This is a genomic window from Sphingorhabdus sp. 109 (assembly GCF_902506555.1).
GTDB lineage: Bacteria > Pseudomonadota > Alphaproteobacteria > Sphingomonadales > Sphingomonadaceae > Parasphingorhabdus.
The window spans coordinates 2,839,425-2,854,109 of record NZ_LR732707.1 but is presented as its reverse complement, the minus strand read 5'-3'; the positions used below and the strand labels follow the sequence as shown (position 1 = coordinate 2,854,109).

Genomic DNA, 14,685 nt, shown 5'->3' with positions numbered 1-14,685 from the left:
AGTTGATCTGCCATGAAGCTAAATATTATCAGCCTGCAGAATTTCGCACTGGCAATCCTGTGCCTGTGGATCATAAGTCCGCCGCTAACCCTCAATCCGATCGCACGAGCGCTGGCGCTGCTCGCGATCGTCACATGGGGCTTGCTGGAAATCATACGCTCTAACGGAATTTTCCGCCGGCCGACATGGCCAGTCTTGGGCGCAGGCCTGTTTATCGCCTATGATCTGGTGCTGTGGTATGCCCTTGGCGAATGGGAACTGATATCCCACATTCAGATGTATATTCTGCTAGCTTTGCTGGTTATCTACGAAAGCCGCCGGACCGACCCAAAAAGCTTGGCACCGGTCTTCTGGACAATGATGCTGGCACTGCCCGTCTGGTGGATCAGCACCCTTCGCGGCTTCGATACGTTCGGAGACCATGCCGCAAGAACCGTGGTCCGTTCTTCTGGTGAAGCGATGGAATTGATGCAACAGGGCGTCGGAGGATATTCGCTGATCTATTCCTCGCTCGTTCTCATTCCCGTGCTGGTGCTGATGACTTTCCGCTGGCGCCAGTTCGACACTTCATCGGCTCCGCGATTTCTTCGGGCTTTCCCGCGCGCGTTTCGCCTGATGCCGCCGGTCATGCTGGCACTGATTACCATTCTGGTCCTGCGTGCCGGCTTTACAATTGCGGTCATCGTGATGGTCGCAACGCTGGCTGTTTCACTGATGTATCTGCGGACCCGCCCCTGGATTCTGCTGATGGCTCCACTGGTGGCCCTGTTCTTGGTAGTCGTGGGACAGATATTCCTGCAGGACATTGTCGAATTGTTGATCCCCGTCGCAGACGGAACCTCGTTCGTCTACAAGTTGCGCGATCTCCAGCTTTCGCTGGAAATCGGAGACTCGACCGGAACGGTAGCCGACCGGACCGAGCGCTATCTTCGCAGTCTCAATTCCTTCCTGCAGAACCCCCTCTTCGGGGTGCTGGGAGACCGTGGCGTGGGCAATCATTCGGCCTATCTGGACTATTTTGCACAGCGCGGTCTGTTCTTTGGCATGCTTTATATGGTGCTGATGCTCTATCTTCCGGTCAGGATGCTCCGGCAACTCCCCGGCGTGCTGAGCATGACCGGTGGCGTACTGGCGGTGATGATCCTGTTTCCCCTGTTGAACAGCGTGACAATGGCAATAGGCGTGGTGCTGTTCATCATGTTCCCGGTAGCATGCTCGATCACCAGTGAATTCGGGAACAGGTCCAGATATCGTCGTCCCGCCGTTTCGCCCGGAAGACGGATGTCCGCGGCATGACGGGGAAACCCATATCCGTACTCTGGACATCCAATATTGTCCTGCCGGCTGTAGCCGCCCGGCTGGGCGTGCCGGAAACGCCTTTTGGCGGCTGGCTTTCCGTGACCACCCGTCGTCTGGCCCAAGTCGAAGGCTTGCGGCTGGGGGTGGCGATGCGGGCGCCGGTCAAAAATCTTCAGCACGTCCGTCAGGACGGCATCGACTATTACGCGATCCCCCAGTCCAAAGGGAACAGCTATGATATCGGCCAAGCCGACTGTGATCGGGTTCTCTCCGACTTTGCCCCCGATATCCTGCATGTCGAGGGCACCGAGATGGCCTATACGCGGCGCTTCCTGTCCAGCTGGTCCGGCCGCCGGCTGATTTCCCTGCAAGGCGTGATCAACGGCTACAAGCCCTATCAGTTCGGCCATCTTTCGGCCGGCGATTTCATTAACCTCAGGCATCCCCAGCATTTGGTCGTGGGGCTGGCTCTGCTCGCCAACAACCTGGTCAAATTTCTGCCGCGCCTGCGCGGCGAACGCGAGACGATCGCCATGGCGAACCATATTCTGGGTCGCACGATCTGGGACCGCGCCCAAGCGAACTGGCTGAATCCCGAAGCCCGATATCATCATTGCCCGCGTATCCTGCGTGATCCCTTTTATGAGAAACGCTGGTCCCGCACGGATTGCGAACCCTTTTCGATCTTTGTCGGCAATGGAGCTTCGGCGCTGAAAGGCGTGCATTTTGCGGTTCGGGCGCTGGCCCAGATCCATCACAAGTTCCCCGATGCCAAGCTCTATATCGCTGGCCGCAACCCCTGGTCTTTGTCCCGACTGTCAGCGCAGCGACTGGTCGGTTACTCGGTCTATCTGATGGACCTCATATCCGATCTCGGACTAAGGGATCATGTGGTTTTCACGGGTCAACTCGACGCCGAAAGCATGGCCGAACGGATGCGCCGGTCCCATGTCGTCGTCCTGTCTTCGCTGATCGAGAATAGCCCCAATACGCTCGCCGAGGCGATGCTTATGGGCGTCCCGGCGGTGCCCTCCTATGTCGGCGGCGTGCCGTCCATGGCACAGGACGGAAAAGAGGCGCTTTTCTATCGCGCCGGCGACCCGGCCATGCTCGCATGGCAATTGCAGCGTATTTTCGAGGATGACAGTCTGGCGGGAAATCTCTCGCAGGCAGCGCATCTGCGCGCCAGCGCCACGCATGATCCGGACCGCATCATCCAGACACTGGTGGACGCTTATCAGACCGTAGTAGCGAGGCAACCGGAATGACCCGTTCGCTCGCTCCGGTTGCCTTGTTCGCCTATGCACGCCCCGACCATCTGGAGCAGACGCTCACGGCTCTGTCTGCCGCAGAAGGCGCGCGCGATACCAGTGTCTGGATTTTCTCGGACGGGCCGAAAAATGCCGCCGCCGAGGGCCAGGTTGCAGCCGTCCGTAGCATATTGGCCGAGTCGCGCTGGCAACAGGATTTCGCCCAAGTGACGATCATCGCATCAGAGAAAAACAAGGGGCTGGCGCGATCCATTGTCGAAGGCGTCAGCCGGGTTATCGATCAGCACGGAACCGTCATCGTGCTAGAGGATGATCTGTTGGTGGCGCCCGATTTTCTCCGGTTCATGAACAGCGCGCTGGAACGGCATGAACATACCACCGAAGTCGGGTCTGTCACGGGCTATTGTCCGATAGCGCAGCCGCCGGCGGATTACCCGCATGATGTCTACGCCGTTCCGCGCAGTTGCAGTCATAGCTGGGCCACCTGGCGCGACCGCTGGGAAACGGTCGACTGGTCTGGCAGGGACGCTCCGCGCCTCTGGCAGGACCGGGCTTTGCGCAGGCGGTTCATGGCAACCGGATCGGACAAGCTGGACCGGCTGGGCAGACAGCTCGCAGGGCGGATTGATTCCTGGTCGATCATGTTCAACCTGTGGCATGTCATCAATGACCGCGTGGCCCTCTATCCGGTCCGCAATCTGGTGCAGAATATCGGTTTTGACGGCAGCGGCACGCATACCGGAGCCCACGACCGGATGCACACGGCGCTGGCGCCTTCCGGCTCGGCGCTGGATCCGGCCTTGCCTCCCGAAGACCCTCGCGTACTGGCGTCATTTCACAAAATCTACTCAGGATCGCTGCCGGGCCAGCTGCGCCGCTTCCTGCGTAACTGGCGCATGCCGGCCAGCATCAGATCGTTAAATATTAAAGAAAGACATACCCATGGTGAATAATCGCTGGAACAAAACGCAAACTCAATATGAGGCTGCGAGCGAACATTATGATCGCGCCTATTTCACTGATCAGGGGCGGCATGGTCTGTTGCGCGGCCAGGCCAATGCCTGGAAATTCGAACCCTATTTGAAAGACGGAATGGAAATTCTCGATTTCGGATGCGGTGATGGTGCTCTGCTCACTGTCTTGGGTGGGAAAAATGGTGTGGAGATCAATCCGCACGCTGCTGAAGCGGCGCGGGCGCGGGGGCTAACGGTTCATGCCTTGATCGACGAATATCCTGACAACGCGTTCGATGCTGTGATTTCCAACCACTGCGTCGAACATGTCGAAGACCCGGCGAGACAAATTCGCGAAATGCGACGGGTGTTAAAGGAAGATGGCATTCTGATAATTGTGGTCCCATGCGACCAGACAAGTTATCCCTATCGAGAAGCCGACCGCGACTTTCACCTATATTCCTGGAGCGCGGCAAATCTTGGAAATCTGGTGAAGACTTGCGGATTTGATATAGTTGAAGCAACTGAATTGAAACATCGCTGGCCACCAAAATGGCCTCTCATCATACAATATGGAGGCTTGCCGCTATTCCATGTGGCTTCCCGCATCTGGGCACGGCTGAGCAGAAAATCCTCGCAAGTCCGGTGCATCGCGCGCGCAAAGACCTGAGGCGACGTGAAAATTCTCTTTCACCTTTCGCAATTCAATATAGGCGGCGCCGAAATGTCCACGCTACGGCTTCTCAACGCCCTAGAGGCGCGTGGAGCGCGCATAACGCTGGTGCTGACCGAGCGTGGCGGCGCACTGGTAGACCGTCTGGCGCCATCGATAAAGATCGTGCACTTGCGGCCAGGACTACGGTCAGAAAATCCCGCGGTTCGAATGCTCCGTGGTGGCTTGGGAGCGTTAGCAGCTCTGCGTTTGGCTTTGCGACGATATGACGGAGCGGCGGTTGGTATGACCGGAGCACCGACTTGGGTCATCCGACATGTTGTTCGGGCGAGCAACAAATTGCATTTTGTCCGGAACGACCTGTCGCAATTGAGCAGGAGCCAGGACATAGTGAATCGGGTACGGCGCAACCTTCACGCATTCACCAGCTATGTCTGCGTCTCGGATGTCGCCCGCCAGTCGCTAGTTGCAGCAGTGCCGGAGGTGGCGGACAAGGTCCATGTGGTCTATAATATCCTCGATCCCGACGAGATGCGGGCGCGGGCGCGGGCCGAGCCGCCCCCCTTTCCGCCCCGGCGCGACGGAGCGCTGCGCATTATTTCAGTCTGTCGCCTGCATGAAAAAGCCAAGGGACTGACCCGCATGACACAGGTGGCGCGCCGACTGCTGGATGCGGGTCTGGATTTCGACTGGTTCGTGCTGGGTGACGGCCCCAACCGCGACCACATCGAAGCCGAGATAGCCGCACGGGATCTGGGTCGGCATGTGCATCTGCTTGGCCGCATCGAAAACCCCTTTCCCGCTTATGCCGAGTGTGACCTGGTGGCGATGCTGTCGAATTACGAAGGCCTGTGCGGCGTCGTCAATGAAGCCAAGATCATGGGAAAACCGATCGTGGCCACCCGCGTATCCGGGGTCGACGAGCAACTGGTGCACGGCGAGACCGGCTTGATCGCCGAGCAGGATGCCGATTCCATTTTTGATGCGATGCACAAGCTTATGAAGGATGATGCGCTCCGCGAAACATTGTCCAATGACCGCTTGCCCGCCGCCCTGCTCGATGATGCGCACAAACTGGACATGATTGAACTGCTGTTTTCTGGAAAGGTCAGCAAATGACTACCCGCGGCTCCGACACCCGGATAGATTTCGCCATAATCGGCGCGCAAAAATCGGCTTCCACGGCCGTCCAGCATTTTTTGCATAATCACCCGTCGCTTTATTTGCCGCTTGGGGAATTGGCATGTTTTGAGTCGCCGGATTTCGAACAGGGTCGTGTCGCGCGCCAGCTTGATTTGTCCGGCGCGGCAGACGGGCAGCTGAAGGGAATAAAGCGGCCGACCATATTCACCGATATAGTAGCCATCGACCGGCTCAAGGACCATTCCCCCGATTGCAAGATGATCATGGTCTGCCGGGAGCCGGTCAGTCGTTTTGTGTCCCATTACTTCCATTTGATGAACAGCGCCAAGCTTCCGGTCATGGAAATAAACCGCGCCGTCCACGCGATGTTTCACGGCGACTATTTGTCAAAACACATAGTGGGAACGGCGCTGCTGAGAAACGGAATTTATCACTCCAGCCTGACACATGTCCGGGATGTCTATGGCGCTGACAGTATTTTCGTCACTAGCCAGAAGGCGATACAGCAAGATTTTGGCACGGTTACGCAGCGGCTCTGCACCTTTCTGCAAGTGCCGTTCGACCCGGATCAAATTCCAGCAAAACGCGAAAAAAACGTCGGCAGCTATGATTATCGGCGCGCCTTTTTCCGCAAGCTGCCAAACGCCCTGACCTATCATTACTCGCTGGGACGTTCGCGCAAGGAATATCGGTCATCGCAACTGTTGCGGAATGCCGGTCGCGGCTTCTCCTTTTTGCTCGGAAGATGGCCTTTCACCAATCCGATCGCGCATAAGGATGTTCTGACGCCTGAATCAAAGTCACTGCTTCAGGAATATTACAAGGCTGATCGAGAAAAACTGCAGCGGGAGTTCCCAGATGCTCTCTATTGGTAGCCAACTAAAGCGCCCTGCACTAACGAACGGTCGCTGTTCTGCTGTACTGCTTGACGACGCTAGCCAGCTGGATGCGCTCTCGGCATTGATCAAGGGGATCAAAGAGCTGGATAGGTGCTCAAGATGAATGCGCGCAATTACCGACCAGAGATTGATGGTCTACGTGCGGTCGCCGTTCTGGTCGTGCTATTTTACCACGCGGACATGCCAGGCTTCTCCGGCGGCTTTGTGGGTGTCGATGTATTTTTCGTCATCAGTGGCTTTCTGATTACACGGATAATTCTGAGCGATATCGAAGCCGGGAAATTTTCCTACCGCAATTTCTATGAGAGGCGAATTCGCCGAATACTCCCCCCATTGTTGCTGGTTTCGGTGCTGACAATACCTGTGGCTCTGCTGACCATGTACCCCGATCAACTGGTCGATTATGCAAAAAGCCTGATAGCCACACAGCTATTTGCTGCAAACATACACTTCTTGCTGTCGAGCGGATACTTCCAAACGGCATCTGAACTAAAACCGCTACTTCATTTCTGGAGCCTTGCGGTAGAAGAACAGTTCTATTTCGTTGTGCCCGCTCTGCTGATGCTGGCAGCGCGGTTGGGTCGCCGATGGGTTTTTGGGCTCCTCTGGGCGATTGTTTTGATCAGCTTTATACTCGCTGACTGGATGTCCACGCGCCAACCCGATGTAGCGTTTTTCATTTTGCCGACCCGGGCTTGGGAACTGGGTATGGGAGCACTGGTGTCTATGCATTTCAGTCGGCTCGATACAGCAGTTGTTCGGTTCCCGGGCCCTGCGGCCATGGCTGGCTGGATAGGCCTCGCGATGATCGCAATTTCGGTTCCTCTATTTTCTGAAATCACGCCTTTTCCAGGTCGATATGCGCTGATCCCTGTGGTTGGCACGGCGCTAGTGATTGGATTTTCACGACCTACGAGCGGCTCCGGTAAGGTGCTTTCCTTACCTTTTGTCGTCTCGATTGGTCTTGTAAGCTACAGCGCTTATTTGTGGCATCAGCCGCTGTTCGTGTTTGCCCGTCTACATTTCGGTGGAGAGGCGCCATTATCGGTGCTACTCCTACTATCGGTTGTGACTTTCATTTTAGCTGCAATTAGTTGGCGATGGATAGAAAGGCCCTTCCGGGATCGTCAGCGCATGCCCTCCAAGCTTTTACTGACATGGGTGATATCGACGGCCGCAATATGCATTCTTGCCGCTACAATTATTCTCGCTCGGGCCGGTTTTGCTGATAGCTATCCAACATGGCAACGCGATGTTGTCGCCATCTCAGCAGCTGATTCCACGGATTATACAGACAGCTCCGAATATGCGGAGGCTTTGGCGCGGTCTTTCGAAAGCAAGGCATCAGGACGACGGGTGCTGATCATCGGCGATTCCTTTTCTCAAGATTTGTTCAACATGATCCGCGCAAACCACGCATTTGCAGATGATCAGATTGCTGCCTTGAATATACCTGCGCGTTGCGGAGCTAGTTTGGGCGGAAAAGAAGCTGAAGCCAAGATATCAGCACGCTATCTCTCTCGTTGTCGCGAGGCGTGGCAGCAGCTCCGCACGGATTCACGCATTGATCAAGCCGACATCATTTTAATGGCGTTCTTTTGGAACAGTCGTAGGATGGATTCCTCCGTTGCCACTATCAAAGCATTAAGTTCGCGCAGTGATGCGGTGCTGCGAGTGATTGGTACGAAGGATTTCGAACGTGATCGAAAAATCCTCATCCAGAATAGCCTGACTGACGCGGTGGATCTCCGTGTGCGACCCCGAAAGGGCGCTTTGGCAGCCAATGGCATGTTATCTGACGCACTTGGGAAAGAGGTGTTTGTGGACCCGTTGACTATACTCTGCGACGGCAATCGCTGCCCAGCGTTCAATGAATCTGGAAGGATAATCACCTACGACGGTCGGCACCTGACGCCCGCGGGAGCATCATACTTGGGATATCGCCTTTTCTCCGCACCTCAATTTTCGGGATTAAATCCATTGTGAGCCAAAAGACTCATCACTCCCCCTGGATCGCCTATGTCGTCCCCTTCGACTTTCCCGAAGGCGGGGCGGGCGCGCGGCGCGTGCTGGGCAACGCCCAGTCGCTGGTCGCGGCTGGCTATCGGGTGACGATCATCTCGGCCCAGATCGACCGCTCGGGCGGCGATGCGCGGCCTTTCGCTCCGGGGATCAGCCTCGCCTCGACCGGCGAGCGCGATGCCGAGCATCTGCCGCGCGCGCTGAAGCGGGCCCGCTATATCTTTACCGGCAGCCGCACGCGGGACTGGATCGCGCGCGCGCCAACGCCGCCCGCCGCGATCATATTGTACAGCGGCTATTCACCCTATTTGCTGCAGCTGACCGGCATGGCCCGGCGGCGCAATATCCCGCTGATCTTCGACGCCGTTGAATGGTATACGGCCAGCAGCACCGCCGGCTTTCTGAAGTCGCCCTATCTGTGGAATATCGAACTGGCGATGCGCGTGTTGATCCCCCGGCTGGACGGCGTGGTCGCGATCTCCTCCTATCTCGCCGACTATTACCGGCGGCGCGGGCTCGCGGTCGCGCAAGTGCCGCCCACTCTCGACGTCACGGCGCTGGAACCGGTGCTGGAGAACCGGTCAGATGACGGCCGGCTGCACCTCTCCTATTGCGGGTCGGCCTCGAACGATCTGCTCGACACGGTCGTCACCGCCCTGATGCGGCTCGACCCGGAAGGGGCGCGCATCCGCCTCGATATCGCCGGCCCAACTGCGGCGGAAGTGCTGGCCCTGCCCGGCCTGCACGGCCACGATGCCGTGCCTCCGGGTCTGACGCTGCACGGCCGGGTCACGCACGAGCAATCGGTCGCGATCACGCGCGCTGCCGATTTCACCATCTTTCTGCGCCGGATCAACCGGGTGTCGACCGCCGGCTTCCCGACCAAGTTCGGCGAGAGTCTCAGCCTCGGGACGCCGGTGATCACCAACCTGACTTCGGACCTTGCAGAGCATCTGGACGATGGTGTCAACGGTCTGGTCTGCCCATCCCACGACCCCGGCGACCTGGCGAATATTCTCGAGCGGGCGCTGACGCTCGATCCGGCACAATTGTCGGCGATGCGCCGCGCCGCTCGCGCGACAGCCGAAGCCGATTTTGATTATAAAGTTCACAGCGAAGCCCTTGTCCGTCTGCTGGCGCAATGCAACGCGCCCGGCCCCGACCGGACCCTTATGGAGAATGATGTTCATGTTAGATGATGTTTGCCTGATGATCACCGGCGGCACCGGCAGTTTTGGCAATGCCGTGGTGCGGCGCTTTCTGGACAGCAATGTCCGCGAAATCCGTATCTTCAGCCGCGACGAGAAGAAGCAGGACGATATGCGCAAGCTGTATCGCAACGACAAGCTCAAATTCTTCCTCGGCGACGTGCGCAGCCGGGACAGCCTCTCGGACGCCATGCACGGCGTCGATTTCGTGTTTCACGCGGCGGCGCTGAAACAGGTTCCGTCCTGCGAATTCTTTCCGCTCGAAGCTGTGAACACCAATGTCCTGGGCACTGCCAACACGATCGATGCGGCGCATCGCTCCGGCGTCAGGCGGATGATCTGCCTGTCCACCGACAAGGCGGTCTATCCGATCAATGCGATGGGCACGTCCAAGGCGATGATGGAAAAGGTCGCCACCGGCAAGGCCCGCGCGATCGACCCGGAGCGCATGACCATCTGCTGCACCCGCTATGGCAATGTCATGGCCTCGCGCGGCTCGGTCATTCCGCTGTTCGTGCGCCAGATCCAGGCGGGCGAGCCGCTGACCATCACCGATCCCGACATGACCCGCTTCATGATGACGCTGGACCACGCCGTCGATCTGGTCCTGTTCGGCTATGAACACGGGGCGACGGGCGATGTGCTGGTGCAGAAGGCGCCGGCCGCGACGATCAGGGTCCTGGCCGAAGCACTGCTGGACCTGTTCGGGAAACCCGACCATCCGATCCATATACTCGGCACCCGCCACGGCGAGAAAAAGCACGAGACCCTGCTCTCGCGCGAGGAGCTCGCCCAATCGGTTGATCTGGGAGAATATTATCGCGTTCCGGCCGACATGCGCGACCTGAATTACGGCGTCTATGTCGAATCCGGGGAAAGCCGGATCAGCGAATCCTTTGACTATACGTCGGAAAACACGCAACAGCTTGATGTCGAGGGCATGAAAGAGCTGCTGCTGCAGCTTCCCTTCATCCGTTCCACGATGGCCGGCGAACCGGCAGATTCCGAGGTTTGACATGCAGGTCCTGATTACCGGAGCAAATGGTTTCATCGGCCGCAATCTGGCGCTGCGCCTGCGCGAAGCAGGCCATGACGTGCTTGGCGCGACCCGCGCCACCAGCGACGCCGATCTGGCCGACATGGTGAAGCAGGCGGAAGCGGTGGTCCATCTGGCCGGCGCCAACCGGCCGGACACGGAAGCGGAATTCGAGGAAATCAACGATCATTATACCGCGCAGCTGTGCGCATTGCTGCGCGACCGGTCCGCTGCCATTCCGGTGATTGCGGCGTCCACCATCCAGGTGGATCGCGACACGCCTTATGGCCGGACCAAGGCGAACGCGGAAACCCATCTTCAGGCGCTGGCCAGCGACAGCGGCGCGCCGGTCAATATCTGCCGGCTGGTCAATGTGTTCGGCAAATGGTGCCGCCCGGATTACAATTCGGTCGTCGCCACCTTCTGCCACAATATCGCCCGCGATCTGCCGATCACGATCAGCGCTCCGGACGCCGAGGTCCGGCTGGTCCATGTCGATGACGTGATCACCGGCTGGCTGGCCTGGCTGGCCTCGCCGGGCAGCGGCGCCCAGATCACTGCAATCGCGCCGGAATATCGCATCACCCTGCAGGAGCTCGCAGACCGGTTGCGCGAATATCGCGCCATCCGCGAGACGCACACGGTGGGCGAAACCGGCACCGGTCTCGGGCGGGCGCTCTATGCCACCTATATCAGCTATCTGCCGGTGGATGATTTCGCCTATCCCGTCACCCGCCACGGCGACGAGCGCGGTGTCTTCGCCGAAATGCTGCGAACCGAACATTCGGGCCAGTTCAGCTTTTTCACCGCCGGTCCCGGAGTCACCCGCGGCGGCCATTATCACCATGCAAAGACCGAGAAATTCCTCGTCCTGAAAGGGCGGGCGCGGTTCCGTTTCTACAATATGGACAGCGGCGAGACCCACGCGCTCGACACATATGGCGCGGAATCCATCGTCGTGGAAACCGTGCCGGGCTGGAGCCATGACATCACCAATATCGGCGAGGACGAGCTGATCTGCATGCTCTGGGCCAACGAGCTGTTCGACCGGGACCGTCCGGATACGATTGCGCACCGGCTGACTTCATGATGCAATTTTCGGGATAGAATATATGAGACTGATCGAATCAAGATGGTTACAAGAACATCTGGCCGAAATGGATGTTGCGGAATTGTCACCGCTGCTGGAAATCGGTTCCTCCAGTCTCGCATTCCGAACAATTGCAAAGCCCCATATCGAGCAGTTTGTTCATGCTCCACTGCGGGAAAGAGGCGTACGGATTGTCACTACCGATCTTCGAGATGCCGAAGGCGTCGAGATCGTCGGCGATATTTTCGATCCGGATGTCTGCGCGAAACTTCAAGACGTCCAGGCTAAATCGCTTCTGCTTTGCAATCTTCTCGAACATCTTGTTGATCCCGCCGCATTCGCCGACGCCTGCAAGAGCTTTGTTCGACCGGGCGGATATATCATCGTTACAGTGCCCTACGATTATCCCTATCATCTTGATCCGATTGACACGATGTTCCGGCCATCCCCGGAGGAAATACATGCTCTGTTTCCTGGTACCCGGATTGTGGACAGCGAGATTCTGGTGGATGGCGGACGATGGTCCGACCTGCGCCGCACGAGAACATCATTTCAGTCGCTAAAATCAATAGCGGGCGACATCGCGCGAATGGTAACGTTTCGTGGTGGAATCGAAAGAACCAGGTCGCGCGCTTCGGGCCTGAGCTACCTCGTCAAAAACTACCAAATTTCGGCGATCATTCTACGCGTTCAGGAAGAACAGGACAAATGACAAAAAAACTCAAAATCGCCACTATCGTCGGCACCCGGCCGGAGCTGATCCGGCTGTCCCGGGTCATGGGCGCGCTCGACCGGCATTGTGACCATCTGATCGTCCACACCGGGCAGAATTACGATTATGAGCTCAACGGGATTTTCTACGAGGATCTCGGCCTGCGCCAGCCCGATGTGTTTCTGGAAGCGGCGGGCGACACCGCCGCCGAGACAATCGGCAATATCATCGCCAAATCCGCAAAGATACTCGCCGAACACCGGCCCGACGCGGTGCTGGTGCTGGGCGACACCAACAGCTGCCTCGCGGTGATCAGCGCCAAGCGGCTGAAGATTCCCACTTTCCACATGGAAGCCGGAAACCGCTGTTTCGACATGCGCGTGCCCGAGGAGATCAATCGCCGGATCGTCGACCATACCGCCGACATAAACCTGACCTACAGCCAGATCGCGCGCGAATATCTGCTGCGCGAGGGGCTGGATCCGCAGCGGGTGATCGTCACCGGCAGCCCGATGCGCGAAGTCCTGTCCGCCTATGGCGACCGGATTGCCGCCTCGAATGTCCAGGAACAGCTGGGTCTGGAAAAGCACGGCTATTTCGTGGTCAGCGCGCACCGCGAGGAAAATATCGAGGACCCGCGCCAGTTCGAGGGGCTGGTAGAAATTCTCAACATGCTGCCCGATCGGTTCGGACTGCCGGTGATCCTCTCCACCCACCCGCGCACCCGCAACAAGATCGAGGCCACGGGCGCGAAACTGGACCCGCGGGTGCAGCAGATGAAACCCTTCGGCTTTTCCGACTATAACGCCCTGCAGATGAACGCCCGCGCTGTGCTGTCGGACAGCGGCACGATCACCGAGGAAAGCTCGATCCTCAATTTCCCTGCGCTCAATATCCGCGAAACCCACGAACGGCCCGAAGGCATGGAGGAAGCGGCGGTGATGATGGTCGGCATGAACCCAGAACGCGTGCTGCAAGGTCTGGAAATCCTCCAGACCCAGCCCCGCGGCGAGGAACGGGCATTGCATCTGGTCGATGATTATGCACCGGACAATGTGTCGGAGAAAATCGTCCGGATCATCCACAGCTACACCGATTTTGTGAACCGGGTGGTTTGGCGGAAAGGCTGAGAACCGTGCAATATCCTCCCGAGGTCAACGTCGCTTCCGCTGTGGCACACCGGCAGAACAGATAATCCCATGCGTTTCATAATCATTGCCGGATTTGCCGGATCGCTGCTGAATTTCCGGGGGCCGCTGCTGCAGGCCCTGGTGGCGCGCGGGCATGAGGTCCATGCGGCGGCGCCGGGGCTTGGCGCCAGCAGCGTCGAGGCGGAGCGGTTGCGCGAGATGGGCATCACCCCGCATGATGTGCCGATGGACCGCACCGGCCTGTCGCCGCTGGCCGATCTGCGCCTGCTCGCCGCGCTGGCGCGGCTGATGCGGCGGCTGCAGCCCGATGTTATGATGGGCTATACGGTCAAGCCGGTCATCTGGGGCACGCTGGCGGCCTGGCTGGCGCGGGTGCCGCGCCGCGTGGCGCTGATTACCGGGCTGGGTCTGTCGTTCAACGAGGGAACGGGCGCCAGGCAACGGTTGCTGACGGCGCTGGTCTCGGGCCTCTATCGCGCCGCGCTTAACCGCGCGGATATGGTGGTGTTCCAGAATCGCGACGATCTAGCGCTGTTCCGCAAACGCGCCATTGTGGGGGCCGGTGCGCAGACACGGGTTGTCGATGGCTCGGGCATCGATCTCGACCGTTTCGCCCGGGTGCCGCTGCCCGACGGGCCGATGCGCTTCGTGCTGGTCGCGCGGATGATCGCCTCTAAGGGCGTGCGCGAATTTGCCGCGGCGGCGCGCCGCACCCGCGAGCGCCATCCACAGGTGCAGTTCGACCTGATCGGCGGGCTCGACAGCAACCCGGACAGCGTGACCGCCGAGGAGATCGACCGCTGGCAGGCCGAGCAGGTGCTGACATGGCACGGCCAGGTCGCCGATGTACGGCCCCTGATGCGCGCAGCCCATGTCGTGGTTCTGCCGAGCTATTATCGCGAAGGGGTGCCGCGCTCGCTACTCGAGGCGCTGGCGCTGGGTCGGCTGATCATCACCACCGACATGCCCGGTTGCCGCGAGACACTCGACGGCGGGAGCAACGGCATGCTGGTGCCTCCGCGCGATGCGGCGGCGTTGGCCGGGGCCATGGACAGGCTGGCCAGCGCATCTTGCGGAGAGTTGCTAAAGATGTCAGACGCGTCCCATCGTCTGGCACGGGAACGGTTCGATGTGCACCGGGTAAACCGCGACATGATCGCGGTGATCGAGGGCGACACACAGGGAATATAAGCCGGGACATGTACGGGGCCGCACAAGGGAAAATGGC

At 58.9% G+C, this 14,685-nt stretch carries 13 protein-coding genes; all 13 read left to right on the top strand.

The window, feature by feature from the left end:
* The first annotated feature begins 12 nt into the window (after window positions 1-12).
* A complete protein-coding gene (locus tag BOSE62_RS13465) occupies window positions 13-1,296 on the top strand; it encodes a hypothetical protein (protein WP_159647042.1) in 1,284 nt (427 codons plus the stop codon).
* Window positions 1,293-2,567, top strand: coding sequence for a glycosyltransferase family 4 protein (locus tag BOSE62_RS13460; RefSeq protein ID WP_159647040.1), 1,275 nt, complete (start codon window positions 1,293-1,295; stop codon window positions 2,565-2,567). Before BOSE62_RS13465 ends, BOSE62_RS13460 begins: the two co-directional genes overlap by 4 nt.
* Complete coding sequence (locus tag BOSE62_RS13455) at window positions 2,564-3,523, top strand: glycosyltransferase (RefSeq protein WP_159647038.1); 960 nt, start codon at window positions 2,564-2,566, stop codon at window positions 3,521-3,523. The genes BOSE62_RS13460 and BOSE62_RS13455 overlap by 4 nt, the downstream gene beginning before the upstream one ends.
* An 88-nt stretch (window positions 3,524-3,611) precedes the next feature.
* Complete coding sequence (locus BOSE62_RS13450; protein WP_236554025.1) at window positions 3,612-4,193, top strand: class I SAM-dependent methyltransferase; 582 nt, start codon at window positions 3,612-3,614, stop codon at window positions 4,191-4,193.
* A 6-nt stretch (window positions 4,194-4,199) separates the two neighbouring features.
* On the top strand, window positions 4,200-5,315 hold the full coding sequence (locus BOSE62_RS13445) for a glycosyltransferase (RefSeq protein ID WP_268893909.1): 1,116 nt from the start codon (window positions 4,200-4,202) through the stop codon (window positions 5,313-5,315).
* Entirely contained in the window at window positions 5,312-6,214 is a 903-nt protein-coding gene (locus BOSE62_RS13440; RefSeq protein WP_159647032.1) for a sulfotransferase domain-containing protein, read from the top strand. Before BOSE62_RS13445 ends, BOSE62_RS13440 begins: the two co-directional genes overlap by 4 nt.
* 123 nt (window positions 6,215-6,337) lie before the next feature.
* Window positions 6,338-8,224 carry an acyltransferase family protein gene (locus tag BOSE62_RS13435; RefSeq protein ID WP_236554192.1) on the top strand — a complete coding sequence of 629 codons (1,887 nt, stop codon included), beginning with the start codon at window positions 6,338-6,340 and terminating at the stop codon, window positions 8,222-8,224.
* Window positions 8,221-9,459, top strand: coding sequence for a glycosyltransferase (locus BOSE62_RS13430; RefSeq protein ID WP_159647028.1), 1,239 nt, complete (start codon window positions 8,221-8,223; stop codon window positions 9,457-9,459). The genes BOSE62_RS13435 and BOSE62_RS13430 overlap by 4 nt, the downstream gene beginning before the upstream one ends.
* Complete coding sequence (locus BOSE62_RS13425) at window positions 9,449-10,483, top strand: polysaccharide biosynthesis protein (RefSeq protein ID WP_159647026.1); 1,035 nt, start codon at window positions 9,449-9,451, stop codon at window positions 10,481-10,483. Before BOSE62_RS13430 ends, BOSE62_RS13425 begins: the two co-directional genes overlap by 11 nt.
* A gap of 1 nt (window position 10,484) precedes the next feature.
* Window positions 10,485-11,594: a polysaccharide biosynthesis C-terminal domain-containing protein gene (locus BOSE62_RS13420; protein ID WP_159647024.1), complete on the top strand. Its 1,110-nt coding sequence runs from the start codon at window positions 10,485-10,487 to the stop codon at window positions 11,592-11,594.
* A 22-nt stretch (window positions 11,595-11,616) separates the two neighbouring features.
* Window positions 11,617-12,306, top strand: a complete 690-nt coding sequence (locus BOSE62_RS13415; RefSeq protein WP_159647022.1) for a hypothetical protein — start codon at window positions 11,617-11,619, stop codon at window positions 12,304-12,306.
* Window positions 12,303-13,436, top strand: a complete 1,134-nt coding sequence (gene wecB / locus BOSE62_RS13410; RefSeq protein WP_159647020.1) for a non-hydrolyzing UDP-N-acetylglucosamine 2-epimerase — start codon at window positions 12,303-12,305, stop codon at window positions 13,434-13,436. The genes BOSE62_RS13415 and wecB overlap by 4 nt, the downstream gene beginning before the upstream one ends.
* A gap of 69 nt (window positions 13,437-13,505) precedes the next feature.
* Window positions 13,506-14,648 carry a glycosyltransferase family 4 protein gene (locus BOSE62_RS13405; protein WP_159647018.1) on the top strand — a complete coding sequence of 381 codons (1,143 nt, stop codon included), beginning with the start codon at window positions 13,506-13,508 and terminating at the stop codon, window positions 14,646-14,648.
* The last annotated feature ends 37 nt before the right edge of the window (window positions 14,649-14,685 follow it).

Coding starts and splice junctions, on each gene's coding strand:
- BOSE62_RS13465 (WP_159647042.1), top strand. CDS start 13: ATGAAGCTAAATATTATCAGCCTGCAGAATTTCGCACTGGCAATCCTG.
- BOSE62_RS13460 (WP_159647040.1), top strand. CDS start 1,293: ATGACGGGGAAACCCATATCCGTACTCTGGACATCCAATATTGTCCTG.
- BOSE62_RS13455 (WP_159647038.1), top strand. CDS start 2,564: ATGACCCGTTCGCTCGCTCCGGTTGCCTTGTTCGCCTATGCACGCCCC.
- BOSE62_RS13440 (WP_159647032.1), top strand. CDS start 5,312: ATGACTACCCGCGGCTCCGACACCCGGATAGATTTCGCCATAATCGGC.
- BOSE62_RS13435 (WP_236554192.1), top strand. CDS start 6,338: ATGAATGCGCGCAATTACCGACCAGAGATTGATGGTCTACGTGCGGTC.
- BOSE62_RS13425 (WP_159647026.1), top strand. CDS start 9,449: ATGTTAGATGATGTTTGCCTGATGATCACCGGCGGCACCGGCAGTTTT.
- BOSE62_RS13420 (WP_159647024.1), top strand. CDS start 10,485: ATGCAGGTCCTGATTACCGGAGCAAATGGTTTCATCGGCCGCAATCTG.
- BOSE62_RS13415 (WP_159647022.1), top strand. CDS start 11,617: ATGAGACTGATCGAATCAAGATGGTTACAAGAACATCTGGCCGAAATG.
- wecB (WP_159647020.1), top strand. CDS start 12,303: ATGACAAAAAAACTCAAAATCGCCACTATCGTCGGCACCCGGCCGGAG.
- BOSE62_RS13405 (WP_159647018.1), top strand. CDS start 13,506: ATGCGTTTCATAATCATTGCCGGATTTGCCGGATCGCTGCTGAATTTC.